Genomic DNA, 15012 nt, shown 5'->3' on the forward strand with positions numbered 1-15012 from the left:
AACTGCCAAACTCAGGCCAGGTTACAGGGTCGACCATCGCGTCCAATCGGCGTCCGAAAAACTTGACCGAAACTTGTGACGAGGTATAATTTTTCGTTGCCGCCGAGTTCCAGGGCACGTTGGGTGGCATCGCGATCAGGCCTCCTCCCCCGCCTTGGCGTCGCCAGCCAAGGACCGGGCCTGTGACCTCGATTCCAGGAGCCCCCGGTGCCCCGCCAATCCGAAGCGACCCTCTCCGCCATCAAAAACGCGGTCGATCTCGTCGCCCTCGTCGGCGAGTCGATGACGCTCCACCGGTCGGGGGCGAAGTACAAGGCCCTCTGCCCGTTCCACGATGACCACACGCCTTCGCTCGAACTGAACCCCGACCGCCAGTCCTACAAGTGCTGGAGCTGCGGCGCGGGGGGCGACATCTTCGACTTCGTCCAAAACTACGAACGCGTGGACTTCCCCGAGGCGCTTCGCATGCTGGCCGATCGTGCGGGCATCTCCCTGGAAGACTCGGGCACGGCCACGGCCGCCGCCCCCGGGCTTTCCAAGAGCGAGCTGCTCGAGGTGACGGCCTGGGCCGAACGGGTCTTCGCCGACTCGCTGGCCCGCTCTCCGGAGGCGCTGGATTACCTGAAGTCGCGCGGTTTGACGCGGGAATCGGCCGAGAAGTTCCACCTGGGCTACGCACCCGAGGCCCGCGACTGGATGACCGCCCGGGCCAAGAAGGACGGGATCGGCGCGGCCGCCCTGGAGCGGGTCGGCCTGATCGTCCGGAGCGAGGACAGGCCGATCCCCCGCGAGCGGTTCCGGGGCCGGCTGATCTTCCCGATCCGCGACATCCGGGGCCGTGCCCTCGGGTTCGGCGGTCGAATCCTGCCGTCGATCGAGAAGACCTGGGCCGATTCCGGGCGGAAAGTCGCCAAATATTTAAACTCTCCCGAGACGCCTCTCTTCCAGAAACGCCGAGTTCTCTACGGGGCCGACGTGGCCCGACCCGCGGCCCGTGCCGAGGGCTGGGTGGCCGTGGTCGAAGGGTACACCGACGTGATCGCGGCGCACCAGGTGGGATTCTCGAACGTGGTGGGGACCCTGGGCACCGCCCTGGGGGATGACCACGTCGCGGCCCTCCGGCGGATGGCCGACCGCGCGGTGCTCGTCTTCGACGGCGACGAGGCGGGGCAGAAGGCGGCCGACCGGTCGCTCGAACTGTTCCTGGGGCACGAGGTCGACGTCCGCGTCCTGACCCTTCCCGAGGAGTTCGACCCGTGCGACTTCCTCCTGAAACACGGCGCCGACGCCTTCCGGTCGATGGTCGAGGGGGCCGTGGACCCGCTGGCCTATGCGATCGGCCGGGCCTCCGCCCGGTTCGACTTCGCCTCCCCGGAAGGTTCCCGGCAGGCCGCCGAGTGGGTTTTGGGGGCTTTGGCCAAGATCCCCGACCGGATCGGGGCCGGGCTCGATGTCAAGGTGGCGAAGGCCCTCGACACGCTTTCACGCAAGCTTTCGGTCCCGGTGGTCGATCTACGTCGGCGGCTTCATGAACTCCGACGCCCCGCCCGTGTCCATCGGGCGGCGGACGCCGTCGTCCCGTCGGAAACCCACGCGGCCGTCGCCCCGGCACCGATCCGCCTGTCCGACCTGGACAAGACCGATCGCCAGCTGATCCAGGTGCTCCTGAACGAACCCACCCTGGTGGGGCGTCTGATCACCCGGGTCATGGCGTCGTCCCTGCAGGACGCCCCGCTGCGGGCGCTGCTCCAGGTCTGCTACGACCTCCACGGGTCGGGGGTGGTGCCCACCTTCGACCGGATCACCGCCCGCATCGACGACCCGGCGCTCCGGTCCCTGGCGGCCGGCCTGCTGGTCCCGATCGGCGACCCGAACACCAAGATGCTCGATGTGAGCCGGCCGGCGTCGGCCGAGATCCAACTCTCCGGCCTGCTCGCCCGATACGAGGAACGCGACCGCCAGGCGAAGCTCAGGGATTTGCAACTGGCCCTGGCCGAAACCGACCCCGCCGAAGATCCCGAGGGCTATAAAGCTCTCATGCGTGAATCACTGCGTCTCAGTTATCAGCGGCCGGTCACGAAGAGAAACACCGCGTCCTGACCCGTCGTTCCGAGGGAGGTTTCTGGATGGATAAGATGGACGAGGGCCTCAAGACGCTCCTCGATTTGGGCAAGCGTCGCGGATTCCTGACCTTCGATCAGGTCAACGACGCCCTGCCCGACGCGGATAGCAGCACCGACAAGATCCAGGGCCTTCTGGAATCCCTCGAGGAGATGGGGATCGAGCTCGTCAACGAGGACGAGGCCGAGGTCCGCCTCAACGCCGCGACCGACACCGACGAGGAGACCGACGAACTCGTCGACGAGCCGATCGACGACGAGGATGAGGACGAGGACGGCGAGCTGACCGCCGAGGATCTCGACGAGATCTCCCGGCGGATCGACGACCCGGTGCGGATGTACCTGACGCAGATGGGCGAGATCCCCTTGCTCACCCGCGACCAGGAGATCGGCCTGGCCAAGAAGATCGAGATCACCCGCAAGAGGTTCCGCCGCAAGGTCCTGGAGTGCGACTACGCCCTCCGGCTGGTGGTCGACGTCCTCAAGAAGGTGAACGACGGCGAGCTGCCGTTCGATCGCACGGTCAAGGTGTCGGTCACCGAGAACCTGGAGAAGGACCAGATCCTCGGCCGGATGGCGCACAACCTCGCCACCCTGACCCACCTGATGGACTGCAACGATCGCGACTTCCGGTCGTTCGCCCGGGCCCGCAACAACAAGCCCGCCCGCCGCGCCCTCCGGGACTCGCTCAAGATCCGCCGCCACAAGGCGGTCACGCTGGTCGAGGAGCTGTCGATCCGGACCCAGAAGGTCCAGCCGCTGATGAAGCGGCTCGAGCAGGTCGCCAACCGGATGCGCGAGCTGGTCGAGATGATCAACGACTTCCGCGCCGGGCGGGGCGGCAAGGAAGAGCTGTCCAACCTCCAGAAGGAACTCAAAGACCTGTGCGTCATGACCCTCGAGACGCCGACGAGCCTCCGGCTCCGCGTCGAGGCCATGAATAGCCGGTTCCGCGAGTACGAGCAGGCCAAGCGCGAGCTGTCCGGCGGCAACCTCCGCCTGGTCGTCTCGATCGCCAAGAAGTACCGCAACCGCGGCCTGTCGTTCCTGGACCTGATCCAGGAAGGCAACACCGGCCTGATGCGGGCCGTCGACAAGTACGAGTACCGCCGGGGCTACAAGTTCAGCACCTATGCCACCTGGTGGATCCGCCAGGCGATCACCCGGGCCATCGCCGACCAGGCCCGGACGATCCGCATCCCGGTGCACATGATCGAGACGATGTCCAAGCTGCGGAACGTCAGCAAGAAGCTGCTCCAGGAGAAGGGCCGCGAGCCGACCATCGAGGAGACGGCCAAGGCCGCCAACATCTCGATCGAGGAGACGCGGCGGGTGATGAAGATCTCCCGCCACCCGATCTCGCTCGACCGCCCGGTCGGCGAGAGCGAGGACAGCTACTTCGGCGACTTCATCGAGGACGAGGCGGCCGAGAGCCCGATCAACGCGGCCACCCAGGAGATGCTCAAGGACAAGATCGACAGCGTCCTGAAGACGCTGACGTATCGCGAACGCGAGATCATCAAGCTCCGCTATGGCCTGGGCGACGGCTACACCTACACCCTGGAGGAGGTCGGCCGGATCTTCAAGGTGACCCGCGAGCGGGTCCGCCAGATCGAGGCCAAGGCCGTCCGCAAGCTCCAGCACCCGGTCAGGAGCCGGCAACTCGAAGGCTTCCTGGAAAGCACCGGTTGAAACGGCGACACCCACCGCCGGCCGTCCTTCGGGGCGACCGGCGGTTTTTTTTTCGACCGATCCCGCCTCCCCCCTGGGATTTACCCCGCCTGGCCTCTAGGATGGCGATCCACATCTCGGCCCTCACGATCGGCGGCCGTAGCCGGGTCGGCTGATCCCAGGCCTTGCGACTGACACCTCATCGGCCCGTCGGCCCCGCACTTCGCCGCACCGGCCCCCAGGAGTTGGAACGCCATGCCATCGACCGCCGCGAATCTCCGAGAACTCCACCAGCTTCACCAGCGAGCCAAGGCGCTCCGGGATCGGCTGAACTCGGGACCCAAGACGCTCGCCACCCGCCAGGCCAACCTCGCCGTCCGCCAGAAGGCCGTGGAGGACGCCCGCAAGGCCCTCCAGGACGAGAAGGTCAACGTCAAGAAGTGCGAGCACAACCTCCAGGCCCAGCAGAGCCGGGTCGATGACTTCACCGTGAAGCTCAACACGGTGAAGAAGAACGAGGAATATAAGGCGATCACCAACCAGATCGCCAACGACCGGAAGGTCATGGAGAAGACCGAGGGGGAGATCCTCGAGGCCATGGAGCGGGTCGACGAGAAGGCCGCCGCGCTCAAGGCCCTGGAACTCGAACTCAAGAAGTTCTCCGACGAGGTGGACGCCTTCAAGGCCCAGCTTGAATCCGGGACCGAGGCGCAGCGGGTCCAGCTCGCCGAGCTGGAAAACGCGATCGTCGAGGCCGAGGCCATCATCCCCGAGGATCAGCGCGACCGCTACCGCCGCACCGTCAAGCAGCGCGGGGCCGATGCCCTGTCCGAGGTGGACGGCAGCGCCTGCACAGGCTGCTTCACCACCGTGACGGCCCAGGGGATGAACGAGCTGATCAACGGCCACAACCTCATGTTCTGCATGACTTGCGGCCGGATCCTCTACCTGGCCGAAGAGGACCAGGCCAACACCCGGCGCACCGTCCGCTGAACGGGACGCCGGGGTCGAGGACGGTGGGGGCTCAGCGATGCGGGACGGCGGAGGAGGCGGCGGCCGGGGCCGTCCCCGCCGCATGCCCGGCCACCGAGTCCGGCAGGTAGAAGAAGGCCACGCCCAGGATCGCGTAGACCATCAGCAGCATGGCCCCTTCCAGCCAGTGGGACTCGCCGTCCTCGGCCACCATCTTGGCGATCAGGACGGCGAGGATCACGGCCACCACCTCCAGGGTGGAGAAGATCAGGTCCATGGGCGTGTCTCGGAGGTAGCTGGCGAACACCAGCACCGGCGCGACGAACAACGCCACCTGGAGGGCCGAGCCCAGGGCGATCCCCACGGCCAGATCCATCTGGTTCTTCATCGCCATCAGGATCGCCGTCGAGTGCTCGGCCGCGTTGCCGACGATCGCCACGATGATCACGCCCATGAAGACCGCGCCCAGGCCCAGGGAGTGCGAGGTCTCCTCCACCGCGCCCACCAGGATCTCGCTCATCCAGGCCACGGTGAGGGTGGCCCCGAGCAGCGCCCCGGACGAGTGCCGGATCCCCCAGACCTTCTCGTCGATCTTGGCCAAGTCCTCGTTGGGGACGCCGCTCATCAGGTTCTTGTGCGTGCCCAGGCTGAAGATCAGGTTCAGGATGTAGGTGATCACCAGGATCACGCATACCGCGATGCTCAACCGATGCTCCAGCCCCATCGCCCCCGGGCCGACCAGGTGGTGGAACATCGCCGGGATGATCAGGCCCATGGTCGCCAGGACCAGCAGGGTCGACCCGGCCGCGGCCGCCGTCCGGTTGAATTGTTGGAACGGGAACTTGAGCCCGCCGGCGAGCAGGCTGGCCCCCATCACGAGCAGAAGATTGCCGATGATGCTCCCGGTGAGCGACGCCTTGACCACGTCGTCCAACCCCCTGAACAGGGCGAACATGGCCAGGATCAATTCGGCGGCATTGCCGAAGGTGGCGTTCATCAGGCCGCCGATGGCCGGCCCCAGGCGGTGGGCGAGCTGTTCGGTGGCCCGACCCATCAGGCTGGCCAGGGGGATGATGGCCACGCCGGCGGCCCCGAACCGGAGCACGGCGGGCCCCTGGAGCAAGGACGCGGCGATCGCCACCGGGACGGCGGCCAGGAGGATCCCCTCCCAGCCGAACTGGCGGGGATCGTACCAGCTCATCCGCGCCGGATGACCGTGCACGACCGATTCGCCAGGCACTTCCGCCGCGACGGGCTTTCGGGGTCGGTTGACTCTGTTTCGCGCCACTTATATGATCTCCAGGGAACAAAAGGTCCCGTCGGGGCCCCAAAAACATCCTGTCGGAATACCACGCCCGGGCTCGTCAGACGAGTCGGCGGTTGCGAGGCTACCAAACATGGCCGGGAACGTGATCGAATTTACCGACGCCAACTGGGGGTCGGAAGTGCTGGAGTCCCAGGTTCCCGTGATGGTCGACTTCTGGGCCCCCTGGTGCGGCCCTTGCCGCCTGCTCGCCCCGACCATCGAGAAGCTCGCCGGCGAGCTGTCGGGCAAGGTCAAGATCGGCAAGATGAACACCGACGAGAACCAGGACACCCCGGGCGGCCTGCGGATCTCGGCCATCCCCACCGTCCTGATCTTCCAGGGCGGCAAGGAAGTCGATCGCCTGGTCGGCGTGAACACCGAGGCGAAGTTCAAGTCGGCCCTGTCCAAGCTGGGCGTGGCTTGATCGACGTCCGCATCAAGGTTTGCGGCCTGAAAGATGTCCCCTCGGCCCTCTCCTGCGCCGAGGCGGGCGTCGATTGGATCGGCCTGAATTTCCACCCGCCGTCCCCGCGTTCCATCTCCTTGGAACGGGCGGCGGAGATCACCTCGGCGTTGCCCGAGCACGTCGAGGCGGTGGGCCTGTTCGTCGACCGCGACCCGGCCGCCATCGCGGCCGTGGCCGACGGGGCGGGGCTCGACCTGATCCAGTTGCACGGCCAGGAGCCCCCCGAGGATCTCCTGGCCCTGGCCCCCCGCCGGATCGTCCGGGCCTTTCGCCTGGGCGACCTCGCCTCGATCGACCGGATGGTCGCCTACCTGCGACGGGCCGAGGAACTCGGCCACCCTCCCGAGGCGATCCTGGTCGATGCCTACGTCCCGGGCCACCCGGGCGGGACCGGCCACTCGATCGCCGCATCGTTGCTGGCCGACCTGCCGAGCCACCCCCGGCTGATCCTCGCCGGCGGGCTGTCGCCGGGCAACGTCGCCGAGCGCGTCGCCCTGGTCCGCCCCTGGATGGTCGATGTCGCCAGCGGGGTCGAATCGGCGCCGGGGCTGAAGGACTCCCGCCTGGTGAGTTCCTTCGTCGCTGCGGCCCGGCACGGGATCGCCGCCGGGGCAGATCGTCAAACCACTCCCTGAACTCCGGGCGTCATGGCGCATGGATCGCGTGACGGAGATCGGCGTGGATCATCCGCGTCCGATCGATGCTCGAAGCTTCAGGAGATCTCCCCGTGGCGACCATGCCTGCCGGTGATGTGAAGGATCTTGCCCTGGCGGGCGTCGGCCTCCGCCGCATCCAGTGGGCCGAGCGGGACATGCCCGTCCTGCGGGCGATCCGCGAGCGGTTCGAGGTCGAGAAGCCCCTGGAAGGGCTGCGGATGTCGGCGTGCCTCCACGTCACGGCCGAGACCGCCAACCTGGCCCGGACACTGGTGGCCGGCGGGGCTGATCTGGTGCTCGTCGCCTCCAACCCGCTCTCGACCCAGGATGACGTCGCCGCCAGCCTGATCCAGGATTTCAACATCCCGGTCTACGCGATCAAGGGCGAGGACGAGTCGAGCTACTACCGGCACATCGCCGCCGCGCTGAAGCACCGGCCCCACGTCACGATGGATGACGGGGCCGACCTGGTCGGCGCCATGATCTTCATCGCCCTGAACCGGCTCGACGACGTCCACTCCGAGATCCGGGGCTGGGCCAATGGCCTGAGCGGGGAGGAAAGGGCCGGCCTGGTTGGCAACGTCGTGGCCAGCATGGAGGAGACGACCACGGGCGTCATCCGGCTCCGCGCCATGGAGAAGGAAGGCGTCCTGAAGCTGCCGGTCATCGCCGTCAACGACGCGATGACCAAGCACTTCTTCGACAATCGCTACGGCACCGGCCAGAGCACCCTGGACGGGATCATCCGCGCCACCGACATGCTGATCGCCGGCAAGCGCGTGGTCGTGGCCGGGTACGGCTGGTGCGGCAAGGGCGTCGCGATGCGGGCCAAGGGCCTGGGCGCCAACGTGATCGTCACCGAGATCGATCCGATCCGCGCCCTGGAGGCCGCCATGGACGGCTTCCAGGTGATGGAGATGTCCCGGGCCGCCAAGGTCGGGGACCTGTTCGTCACCGTGACCGGCAACCTCCACGTCATCCGGGGCGAGCATTTCGAGCTGATGAAGGACGGCGCGGCGGTCTGCAACTCGGGCCACTTCAACGTCGAGCTGGCGCTGGAAGAACTCGCCGCGATCGCCACGACCACCAACAAGGGGGTCCGGGACCACGTCGACGAGTACGTCCTGGCCGACGGCCGCCGGATCTACATCCTGGGGGAAGGCCGCCTGATCAACCTGACCGCCGCCCACGGCCATCCGGCCAGCGTGATGGACATGAGCTTCTCCGCCCAGGCCCTGGCGACCGAATGGGCGTTGAAGATGAAGGACAAGCTCGACCGCAAGGTCTACAACGTGCCGAAGGAGATCGACCAGTGGGTCGCCGCCCTCAAGCTCCAGACCCTGGGCTGCACGATCGACACCCTGACACCCGAGCAGTCCGAGTACCTCGAACGCTGGGACATGGGCACCTGATTGCCCGACGGACCGGGGCGTCTGGTCGCGTTTCCTCGGGACATCGCGGGGTGCGGCTCACGCTCCGGTGATGGACACCGAGGGGGGCGGCCGGAACCCCGGGATTGCCCCGACGTGGGCCTGTCCGCTACGATGCCAGATGTGGCGAGGCCGACCGCCTCGCCCCGAAGTCCCACTGCGGTTAACGACTTTCGCACCCGACGGACGACTTTGCTCCATGCCCGACATCCGACCTTTTCGCGGCGTCCGTTACGACATGGCTCAGGTCGGGGCGTTGGCCGACGTGATCGCGCCCCCCTACGATGTCATCGATGCCACGCTCCAGGACGCCCTCTATCAGGCCAGCCCGTACAACATCGTCCGCCTGGAATTGAACCGCGAGGAGTCGGGCGACGGCCCGGAATCGAATCGGTACACCCGTGCCGCCCGATTCCTGAAGGAGTGGACGCGGGATGGCGTCCTTCGCGAAGACCCGCAGCCGGCCTATTACCTGTACCACCAGACGTTCGAGGTCGAGGGGCAGTCGTTCACCCGCAAGGGGTTCCTCGCCCGGGTGCGGCTGGAACCGTTCGGCTCCGGGAATATCTTCCCGCACGAACAGACCCTATCCGGCCCCAAGGCCGACCGGCTCGCCCTGTTCAACGCGACCAGGACCAACCTGAGCCCGATCTTCGGCCTCTACCCCGACCCGGACAATGAGATCCTCCGCTCGGCCGAGGCCAGCCTCCGCGACAAGACCCCCCTGGAAGCGACCGACCACCTCGGCGTGGTCAACCGCCTCTGGGAGATCCTCGACCCCGCGATGCACACGACCCTGCAAGGGTTGATGGCGGCCAAGCCGGTGTTCATCGCCGACGGGCACCACCGCTACGAGACCGGCCTGAAGTATCGCGACGACCTGATCGCGGCGGGGCAGCTCTCCGGGCCCGATGACCCGGCCAACTTCTGCATGATGATGCTCGTGGGCATGAACGACCCGGGCCTGCTGATCCTGCCGACCCATCGGTTGGTCCGCGGGTTCCCCGGGCTCGACTCCCAGACGTTGTCCGCCAAGCTGGCCCCCGACTTCATCGTGACCCCCGCGGGCACCGGCGAGGAAGGTTGCCGCAACGCCTGGGAGACCATCGAGATCCTGGGCGAACAGGATACGCTGGCCTTCGGCACCGTCGCGGACGGGGCCTGGATCACCGCCAAGCTTCGCAACTCGAAGTCGATGGACGCCCTGGTCCCCGACCACTCGCCCGAGTGGCGTTCCCTCGGCGTGAGCATCCTCCACGAGTTGGTCCTCAAGCACCTGCTCGGCTCGATCGGCGCGGCGTCCTGCACCTACGTCCATCAGATCGACGAGGTGCTGGACAGCGTCTCGCGGCATGACTGCGACCTGGCCTGCCTGGTCCCGCCCGCCGGGATGGAGCACGTCGAGGCGATCGCCTCCAATCACGAGAAGATGCCGCCCAAGAGCACCTATTTCTATCCCAAGCTGGTGAGCGGCCTGGTGCTCAACCCGCTCCATTGAACCGCGTCCAGCCCGGCTCGATGAGGTCTCATGTTCGATAATCGGTGGGACAACTGGACCAGCGACTTCGCCGAATCGGTCGACTCCCGGCCGTTCTCGGGAGCGGTGCGCGAGTTCATCCCGGACATCCTCTCGACGTTCGGCGATGCGGTGCGCGAGATCGATCGAGACTTTCCCGACGAGGTTTCTCACGGGACCTTCGCGAACGTGCTCGGTTCGACCATGACCCGGCTGAAGCTCGACGCGGAGGTCCGGGCCCAGGTGCCAGAGGTCATCGCCGCGTTCTTCGACCACCTCCAGGAAGCCGGGAAGCTCGGCGAAGGGTCGGACTGGGCCGCCCAGATCCGGGTGATCGGCAAGACGTTTCGCGAACGCATCAAGCCGGACGGCGGGGTCAAGGGCGTGACCATCCGCAAGCCGGCGAACGTTTCGCCGCTCGGCCGGAATGACCCGTGTCCCTGCGGGTCCGGCAAGAAGTTCAAGAAGTGCTGCGCCATCCGGGCCTGAGCCCCAGTGTCAGGACGCGACCTTCGAAACGAAACCGGGGCGGATGGCCATCGAGCCCTCCGCCCCGGTTCGTTGTGTTTCCAGCCCGTGCTCAAGCCTAGACGGTTGGCCCGCCGGCGACGCGGCGGCCCGCCACGACGGCGATCACGAACAGGACCAGGAAGACCAGGGCGAAGAGCTTGGCGATGTCGGCGGAGACGTTGCTCAGGCCGTAGAAGCCCATGGCGCCGGCGATGATGGCGATGATCGCGAACGTGATGGCCCAGCGAAGCATGGTTCAATCTCCCGATTGGCGGAAGGGAATGGGGATGGAAGCCCGGCCGGGCGGACGACCCGGCCGGTGGGGGTTCAGCGGGAGCGGAGCGACAGGCCGACGATCAGGCCGGCCACGATCCCGACGCCGAAGGCCGTCGCCAATGCCTGCGACGGGTTGTGGCGGACGATGTCCTGGGCCGATTCGAGGCGCTCGCGGGCCTGCTCCGAGACGTTGCCGTAGCGGTCGCGGAACCGATCGCCGGCCTGCTGGGCCAGGTTGGAGACCTTCTCGGCGGCCCCGGCCAGCGCGGAGCTTCCGCCGGAGGTCAGTTCGGTGAGGAACTTCTCGACGGCTTCGCGCCCTTCGCCGGTCTTCTGCTGGATCTTGCCGACCAGCTGATCGATGTTGCCGTTGTGGATCTGGAGGTCATCCTCGGTCAGCTGACCCCACTTCTCCTTCACCTTCCCCTGGAGATTGTTCCACTGTCCCTGCAGTTCCTGAGCGTTGATGGCCATCGTCGTCGCACTCCCCGGAGGCACCTGACGTCCAATCGGATGATTGGTCTCTGCCAGTCGGGAAATCGCAAGACCAGTGCCAATCGCCGTACCCCTCCCGATTTCTCGTCGGTTTCGAAACAAAAACACCCCCCGATGGAATCGGGGGGTGTCCGTGAATCTGGCGAGTGATGCCGGATTACTTGGGGGCTTCCGGGGTCGGGGTGGCGTCCGGGGCCGGGGTGGCGGGGGTCGTGGCCGGGGCCGGCTCGGTCGTGGCCGGGGCGGGGGCCGCGCCCTTGTCCGTCTCCACCGTGTGTTCCTTGGTTTCGGTCGTCTTGGTCCCGTCCGGGCTGGTGACGGTCGTCTGCGTCTCAACGCCGGCCTTTTCGCCTTCGCAGCCGACCATGCCGAACGAGGAAGCGCCGATGATGAGGGCCGAGGCCAGGTACCGCTTCATGACAAACCCTTCGGTTGAAGTCTCTGACAGCTTCGAGACGCCACCCCGATGGGGACGCCCGAAGCCGACTGTGTCAGGATACTCCAGGAGCAACCACGATGCCAGACATTCGATTGCCGTTTAACCCTCCGATGGGCGGCTCGCATGGCCTGGGGGGTTCCTGGATCCAAGCATCTCGATGCCCATTCTGGGTTCGGCCCCGGCGGCATGGGGGTTGCTTTCGAATTCCCCACGACGCCCAGGCCCGACGGATGGCCTGAGCCCCGGATCGAACCACCCGCTATCTCGGAGTAGCCACCATGTCGAGCGGTAATAAGAAGGGCGAGTCCCACCAGAATCCCGGTCAGAATGGCGGCGCGGCTTCGGGAGCCCGCGAGAAGGTCCAGCAAGTCGGCCAGCAGGTCCAGCAGGGCCTCGAACAGGCCTCCGGACGGCTCCGCGAGGGCTATGATTCGGCCCGCGAGAACGCCCTGCATGGCTATCGCCGGGCGGAAGGCTCGGTGGCCCGCAACCCGACCTCCTCGGTGCTCATCGGCTTCGGCATCGGGTTCGGCCTCGGGTTGGTGCTCACCTCGATGTTCTCCAGGCGCGAGGAGACCTGGGCCGAGAAGTACCTGCCCGAGTCGCTCCAGGATGTCCCCGACCGCTACAAGAGCCTGGTCGCTTCGCTGCGGGGCGTGCCCGACTCGGTGAAGAACAACCTCCCGTATTCGATCTCGAAGCACCTGGGTTGACCCGCGGGATGGGCTGCTCGCGGCCAAAAAAATCCTGGGGCCGCCCCGATCGCCGGGGCGGCCCTGTCCTTTTCGAACGGGCGGTTGCGTAGCCCTCCGGGGCGCAGAACAATGGTCGGGGCCGACCCGGCCCTCTCCCGGGGCTGATGACCTTCTTTGGCCATCGTGACAGGTGGTGTGGCGTGCGAAAGAACTGGCGATACGGGGTCCTTCTGGCGTTGTTCCTCGGTCCTTATCTGGCCTTCATGGGGCTCGGCTTCCTCTGGCTGACGCAGCAAGGCTGGATGTGGGCCAGCATCGCGGGCCTGATCTCGATCCTGACGTATATCGCCTTCTCGTTGCTCCTGGTGCGCTGGACCAAATCGTCCAAGAGCTTGCTGCCTCCGATCGACTGGGAAGCGCCGAGCACATTCTCCGCCTTCGATCGCCAGGCCCTGGCGCTGGTCGAGGCGGAGGCGGAGTTCGGCGACACGGCCCCGATGGCCGCCCTGACCTCGATCGATACGTACATCGATACCGGCCGGAGGCTCGCGGCTCGGCTCTCGGCCCACTACAACCCTCTGTCGTCCGACCCGCTGGATCGCGTCTCGGTCGTCGAGATGCTCACCGCCCTGGAACTGGCCTCCGAGGACCTGGCCCGGCTCTGCCGCCAGATCCCGGGCGGGGACCTCGTCACCCCCGGCGACTGGAAAAAGGCGGTCGTCGCCGCCAACTACATCCAGAAGGCCAGCGACATCTACACCTACCTTCTCCCGCTGTTCAACCCGATCACAGGCCTGCCCCGGCTGGCCTCGCAGCAGCTGATGGTGAAACCCGCCTGGAAGTCGATGCAGCAGAACGCCTTGCGTTGGTTCTACCGGGCCTACGTCAACCGGCTGGGGACCCACTTCATCGAGCTGTTCAGCGGCCGCCTGGTGATCGGCGCCGACCGCTATCGCCGGCTGACGAAGCACGGGGCCCGGCCGGGGGCGGAGGACGCGTCCGAATTCGGCGAACTGACGATCGCCCTCGTCGGTGCCCGCGATTCGGGCAAGTCTCGGCTCATCGAGCGCCTCGAAGCGGCCCGCCTGATCGACCCACCGGGCGATCCCTCCGCCGCTCCGCGCCCGGGAGGGGACCCGACCACGGCGAAGCGGATCAAGACCGCGAAGTTCGTGGAGGTGGAGAGCTACCACGCGACGGCCGGCAAGGAAACCGCCCGCGACCGGTCCACACGTCGGCATGCCGTGGCCGATGCGGTGGCCGCCGACCTGCTCATCCTCGTGATCGACGCGAGGGCCAACACCCACGAGACCGACGCCAACTTCATCCGGGATTGGGACAAGTGGTACACCGATCACCCCGGGCTGGAGCCCCCCCCGGCCATCGCCGTGTTGACGCACGTCGACGACCCGGTCTTCGGCCCGTCCTGGAACCCACCCTACAACTGGGCCACGGGCAAGAATCCGCGCGAGGTGGCGATCCATGCGCGGGCCGAGGGATTGAAGATGATGCTCGCGCCTCGCATCGAGGAGGTGATCCCCGTCGCGATCGGCGGCGATCCCCCGTTCGGCGTGGATGAGCTGCTCGCTTCGCTGCGGGTCGCCTGCCGGAGGGCCGAGCGGGTGGCGTTGATCCGCCACCTCCACGAGGCCTCGACCCGGTCCAAGGCGGGGCGGCTGGTTCGCCAGATCGGCGAGCACGGCCAGTCGCTCTGGAAACATCTGCGCGATCCGAGGGGGGGCAATTCGGTCGCCAAGTCCGGCTGAGGCCTGCCCGAAATCCTCGCCGTGGGGATGGCGAAGTCTTGATCTGACCTGGGCTTGGCACTCGGGTTGCGAGATGGGCAATCCATCGCGAGCAATGTCTCGCCCCCCAGGGTGCTCCGAATTTCTCGAATCGACGAGGGATGATCCGTGGCGACAGCACCCACCGACATCGATGACATCCGCCGCCGGATGGCCCAGATCCGCCGCGAGCTCCACGAGGACGTCCAGGGCGTCGTCGCCGGGGCCGAGGCGGTCGCCGATTGGCGCCGCTGGATCCGCAACTATCCCTGGGCCAGCGTGGGCGTCGCGTTCGTGCTGGGGTATGTCATCATCCCCCGGAAGCACCGATCGAGCCCGACGATCCACATCACCCACCCCGATGCCCCGCTCCCGGTCGCGGCCCAGGCGGTGCAGCCCCCGGCCAAGAAAAAGAAGAGCCTGATCCTGAAGGGGCTGGGCCTGCTGGCCCCGGTGGTCTTCCGGGCCGGGCAGGGCTACGCCCTGCAGTTCCTCGAGCAATGGATGGCCCAGCGGATGCAGGCCCAGGCCCAGCAGCCGTTCGATTTCGCCAGTGCCTTCGGGGTCCCGGGCCACCCCGCCCCGGGACAGCCGCCGAGGCCGGGCAATCCGGCGGAACCGCGTCGATTCTGATCGCCCGGCCGGGCGACCGCCCGGCCCGAGGCCGCACTCCACG

General features: G+C 67.1%; 15 protein-coding genes. 11 read left to right on the top strand and 4 right to left on the bottom strand.

Going from position 1 to position 15012, the window contains the following annotated elements; all coding sequences use genetic code 11:
- Window positions 1-207 precede the first annotated feature (207 nt).
- From dnaG to TA3x_RS06810, 3 genes are all read left to right on the top strand, one after another.
- On the top strand, window positions 208-2100 hold the full coding sequence (dnaG, locus tag TA3x_RS06800) for a DNA primase (RefSeq protein ID WP_435019565.1): 1893 nt from the start codon (window positions 208-210) through the stop codon (window positions 2098-2100).
- Between the two features lie 26 nt (window positions 2101-2126).
- The gene (gene rpoD / locus TA3x_RS06805) at window positions 2127-3812 is read left to right on the top strand and encodes an RNA polymerase sigma factor RpoD (RefSeq protein WP_435019567.1); all 1686 of its coding nucleotides are present in this window, start codon (window positions 2127-2129) and stop codon (window positions 3810-3812) included.
- Between the two features lie 234 nt (window positions 3813-4046).
- Window positions 4047-4784 carry a zinc ribbon domain-containing protein gene (locus TA3x_RS06810; RefSeq protein ID WP_435019568.1) on the top strand — a complete coding sequence of 246 codons (738 nt, stop codon included), beginning with the start codon at window positions 4047-4049 and terminating at the stop codon, window positions 4782-4784.
- A 31-nt stretch (window positions 4785-4815) separates the two neighbouring features.
- Here the strand turns inward: TA3x_RS06810 and cax are convergent, their stop codons facing one another.
- Window positions 4816-5985 carry a calcium/proton exchanger gene (cax, locus tag TA3x_RS06815; protein WP_435019570.1) on the bottom strand — a complete coding sequence of 390 codons (1170 nt, stop codon included), beginning with the start codon at window positions 5983-5985 and terminating at the stop codon, window positions 4816-4818.
- 175 nt (window positions 5986-6160) lie between these two features.
- Between cax and trxA the strand changes: the two genes are divergently transcribed.
- From trxA to TA3x_RS06840, 5 genes are all read left to right on the top strand, one after another.
- Window positions 6161-6493: a thioredoxin gene (gene trxA / locus TA3x_RS06820; RefSeq protein ID WP_435019572.1), complete on the top strand. Its 333-nt coding sequence runs from the start codon at window positions 6161-6163 to the stop codon at window positions 6491-6493.
- Window positions 6490-7170: a phosphoribosylanthranilate isomerase gene (locus TA3x_RS06825; RefSeq protein WP_435019574.1), complete on the top strand. Its 681-nt coding sequence runs from the start codon at window positions 6490-6492 to the stop codon at window positions 7168-7170. Before trxA ends, TA3x_RS06825 begins: the two co-directional genes overlap by 4 nt.
- A 101-nt stretch (window positions 7171-7271) precedes the next feature.
- Window positions 7272-8603, top strand: a complete 1332-nt coding sequence (ahcY, locus tag TA3x_RS06830; RefSeq protein WP_435022305.1) for an adenosylhomocysteinase — start codon at window positions 7272-7274, stop codon at window positions 8601-8603.
- Between the two features lie 217 nt (window positions 8604-8820).
- Window positions 8821-10119: a DUF1015 domain-containing protein gene (locus TA3x_RS06835; protein ID WP_435019576.1), complete on the top strand. Its 1299-nt coding sequence runs from the start codon at window positions 8821-8823 to the stop codon at window positions 10117-10119.
- 30 nt (window positions 10120-10149) lie between these two features.
- Window positions 10150-10626, top strand: coding sequence for an SEC-C metal-binding domain-containing protein (locus TA3x_RS06840; RefSeq protein WP_435019578.1), 477 nt, complete (start codon window positions 10150-10152; stop codon window positions 10624-10626).
- A 97-nt stretch (window positions 10627-10723) separates the two neighbouring features.
- On the opposite strand, the gene TA3x_RS06845 is transcribed toward TA3x_RS06840, so the two are convergent.
- From TA3x_RS06845 to TA3x_RS06855, 3 genes are all read right to left on the bottom strand, one after another.
- Window positions 10724-10900, bottom strand: a complete 177-nt coding sequence (locus TA3x_RS06845; RefSeq protein WP_435019580.1) for a DUF1328 domain-containing protein — start codon at window positions 10898-10900, stop codon at window positions 10724-10726.
- A gap of 74 nt (window positions 10901-10974) precedes the next feature.
- Entirely contained in the window at window positions 10975-11397 is a 423-nt protein-coding gene (locus TA3x_RS06850) for a CsbD family protein (protein ID WP_435019582.1), read from the bottom strand.
- A gap of 178 nt (window positions 11398-11575) precedes the next feature.
- The gene (locus TA3x_RS06855; RefSeq protein ID WP_435019584.1) at window positions 11576-11836 is read right to left on the bottom strand and encodes a hypothetical protein; all 261 of its coding nucleotides are present in this window, start codon (window positions 11834-11836) and stop codon (window positions 11576-11578) included.
- A gap of 299 nt (window positions 11837-12135) precedes the next feature.
- On the opposite strand from TA3x_RS06855, the gene TA3x_RS06860 reads away from it, so the two are divergent.
- The 3 genes from TA3x_RS06860 (at window position 12136) to TA3x_RS06870 (ending at window position 14969) form a co-directional block, all read left to right on the top strand.
- A complete protein-coding gene (locus TA3x_RS06860) occupies window positions 12136-12570 on the top strand; it encodes a hypothetical protein (RefSeq protein ID WP_435019586.1) in 435 nt (144 codons plus the stop codon).
- 182 nt (window positions 12571-12752) lie between these two features.
- The gene (locus tag TA3x_RS06865) at window positions 12753-14318 is read left to right on the top strand and encodes a GTPase (RefSeq protein ID WP_435019588.1); all 1566 of its coding nucleotides are present in this window, start codon (window positions 12753-12755) and stop codon (window positions 14316-14318) included.
- A 147-nt stretch (window positions 14319-14465) separates the two neighbouring features.
- On the top strand, window positions 14466-14969 hold the full coding sequence (locus TA3x_RS06870; RefSeq protein ID WP_435019590.1) for a hypothetical protein: 504 nt from the start codon (window positions 14466-14468) through the stop codon (window positions 14967-14969).
- Window positions 14970-15012 lie beyond the last annotated feature (43 nt).

The organism is Tundrisphaera macrotermitis, assembly GCF_051175315.1.
GTDB lineage: Bacteria > Planctomycetota > Planctomycetia > Isosphaerales > Isosphaeraceae > Tundrisphaera.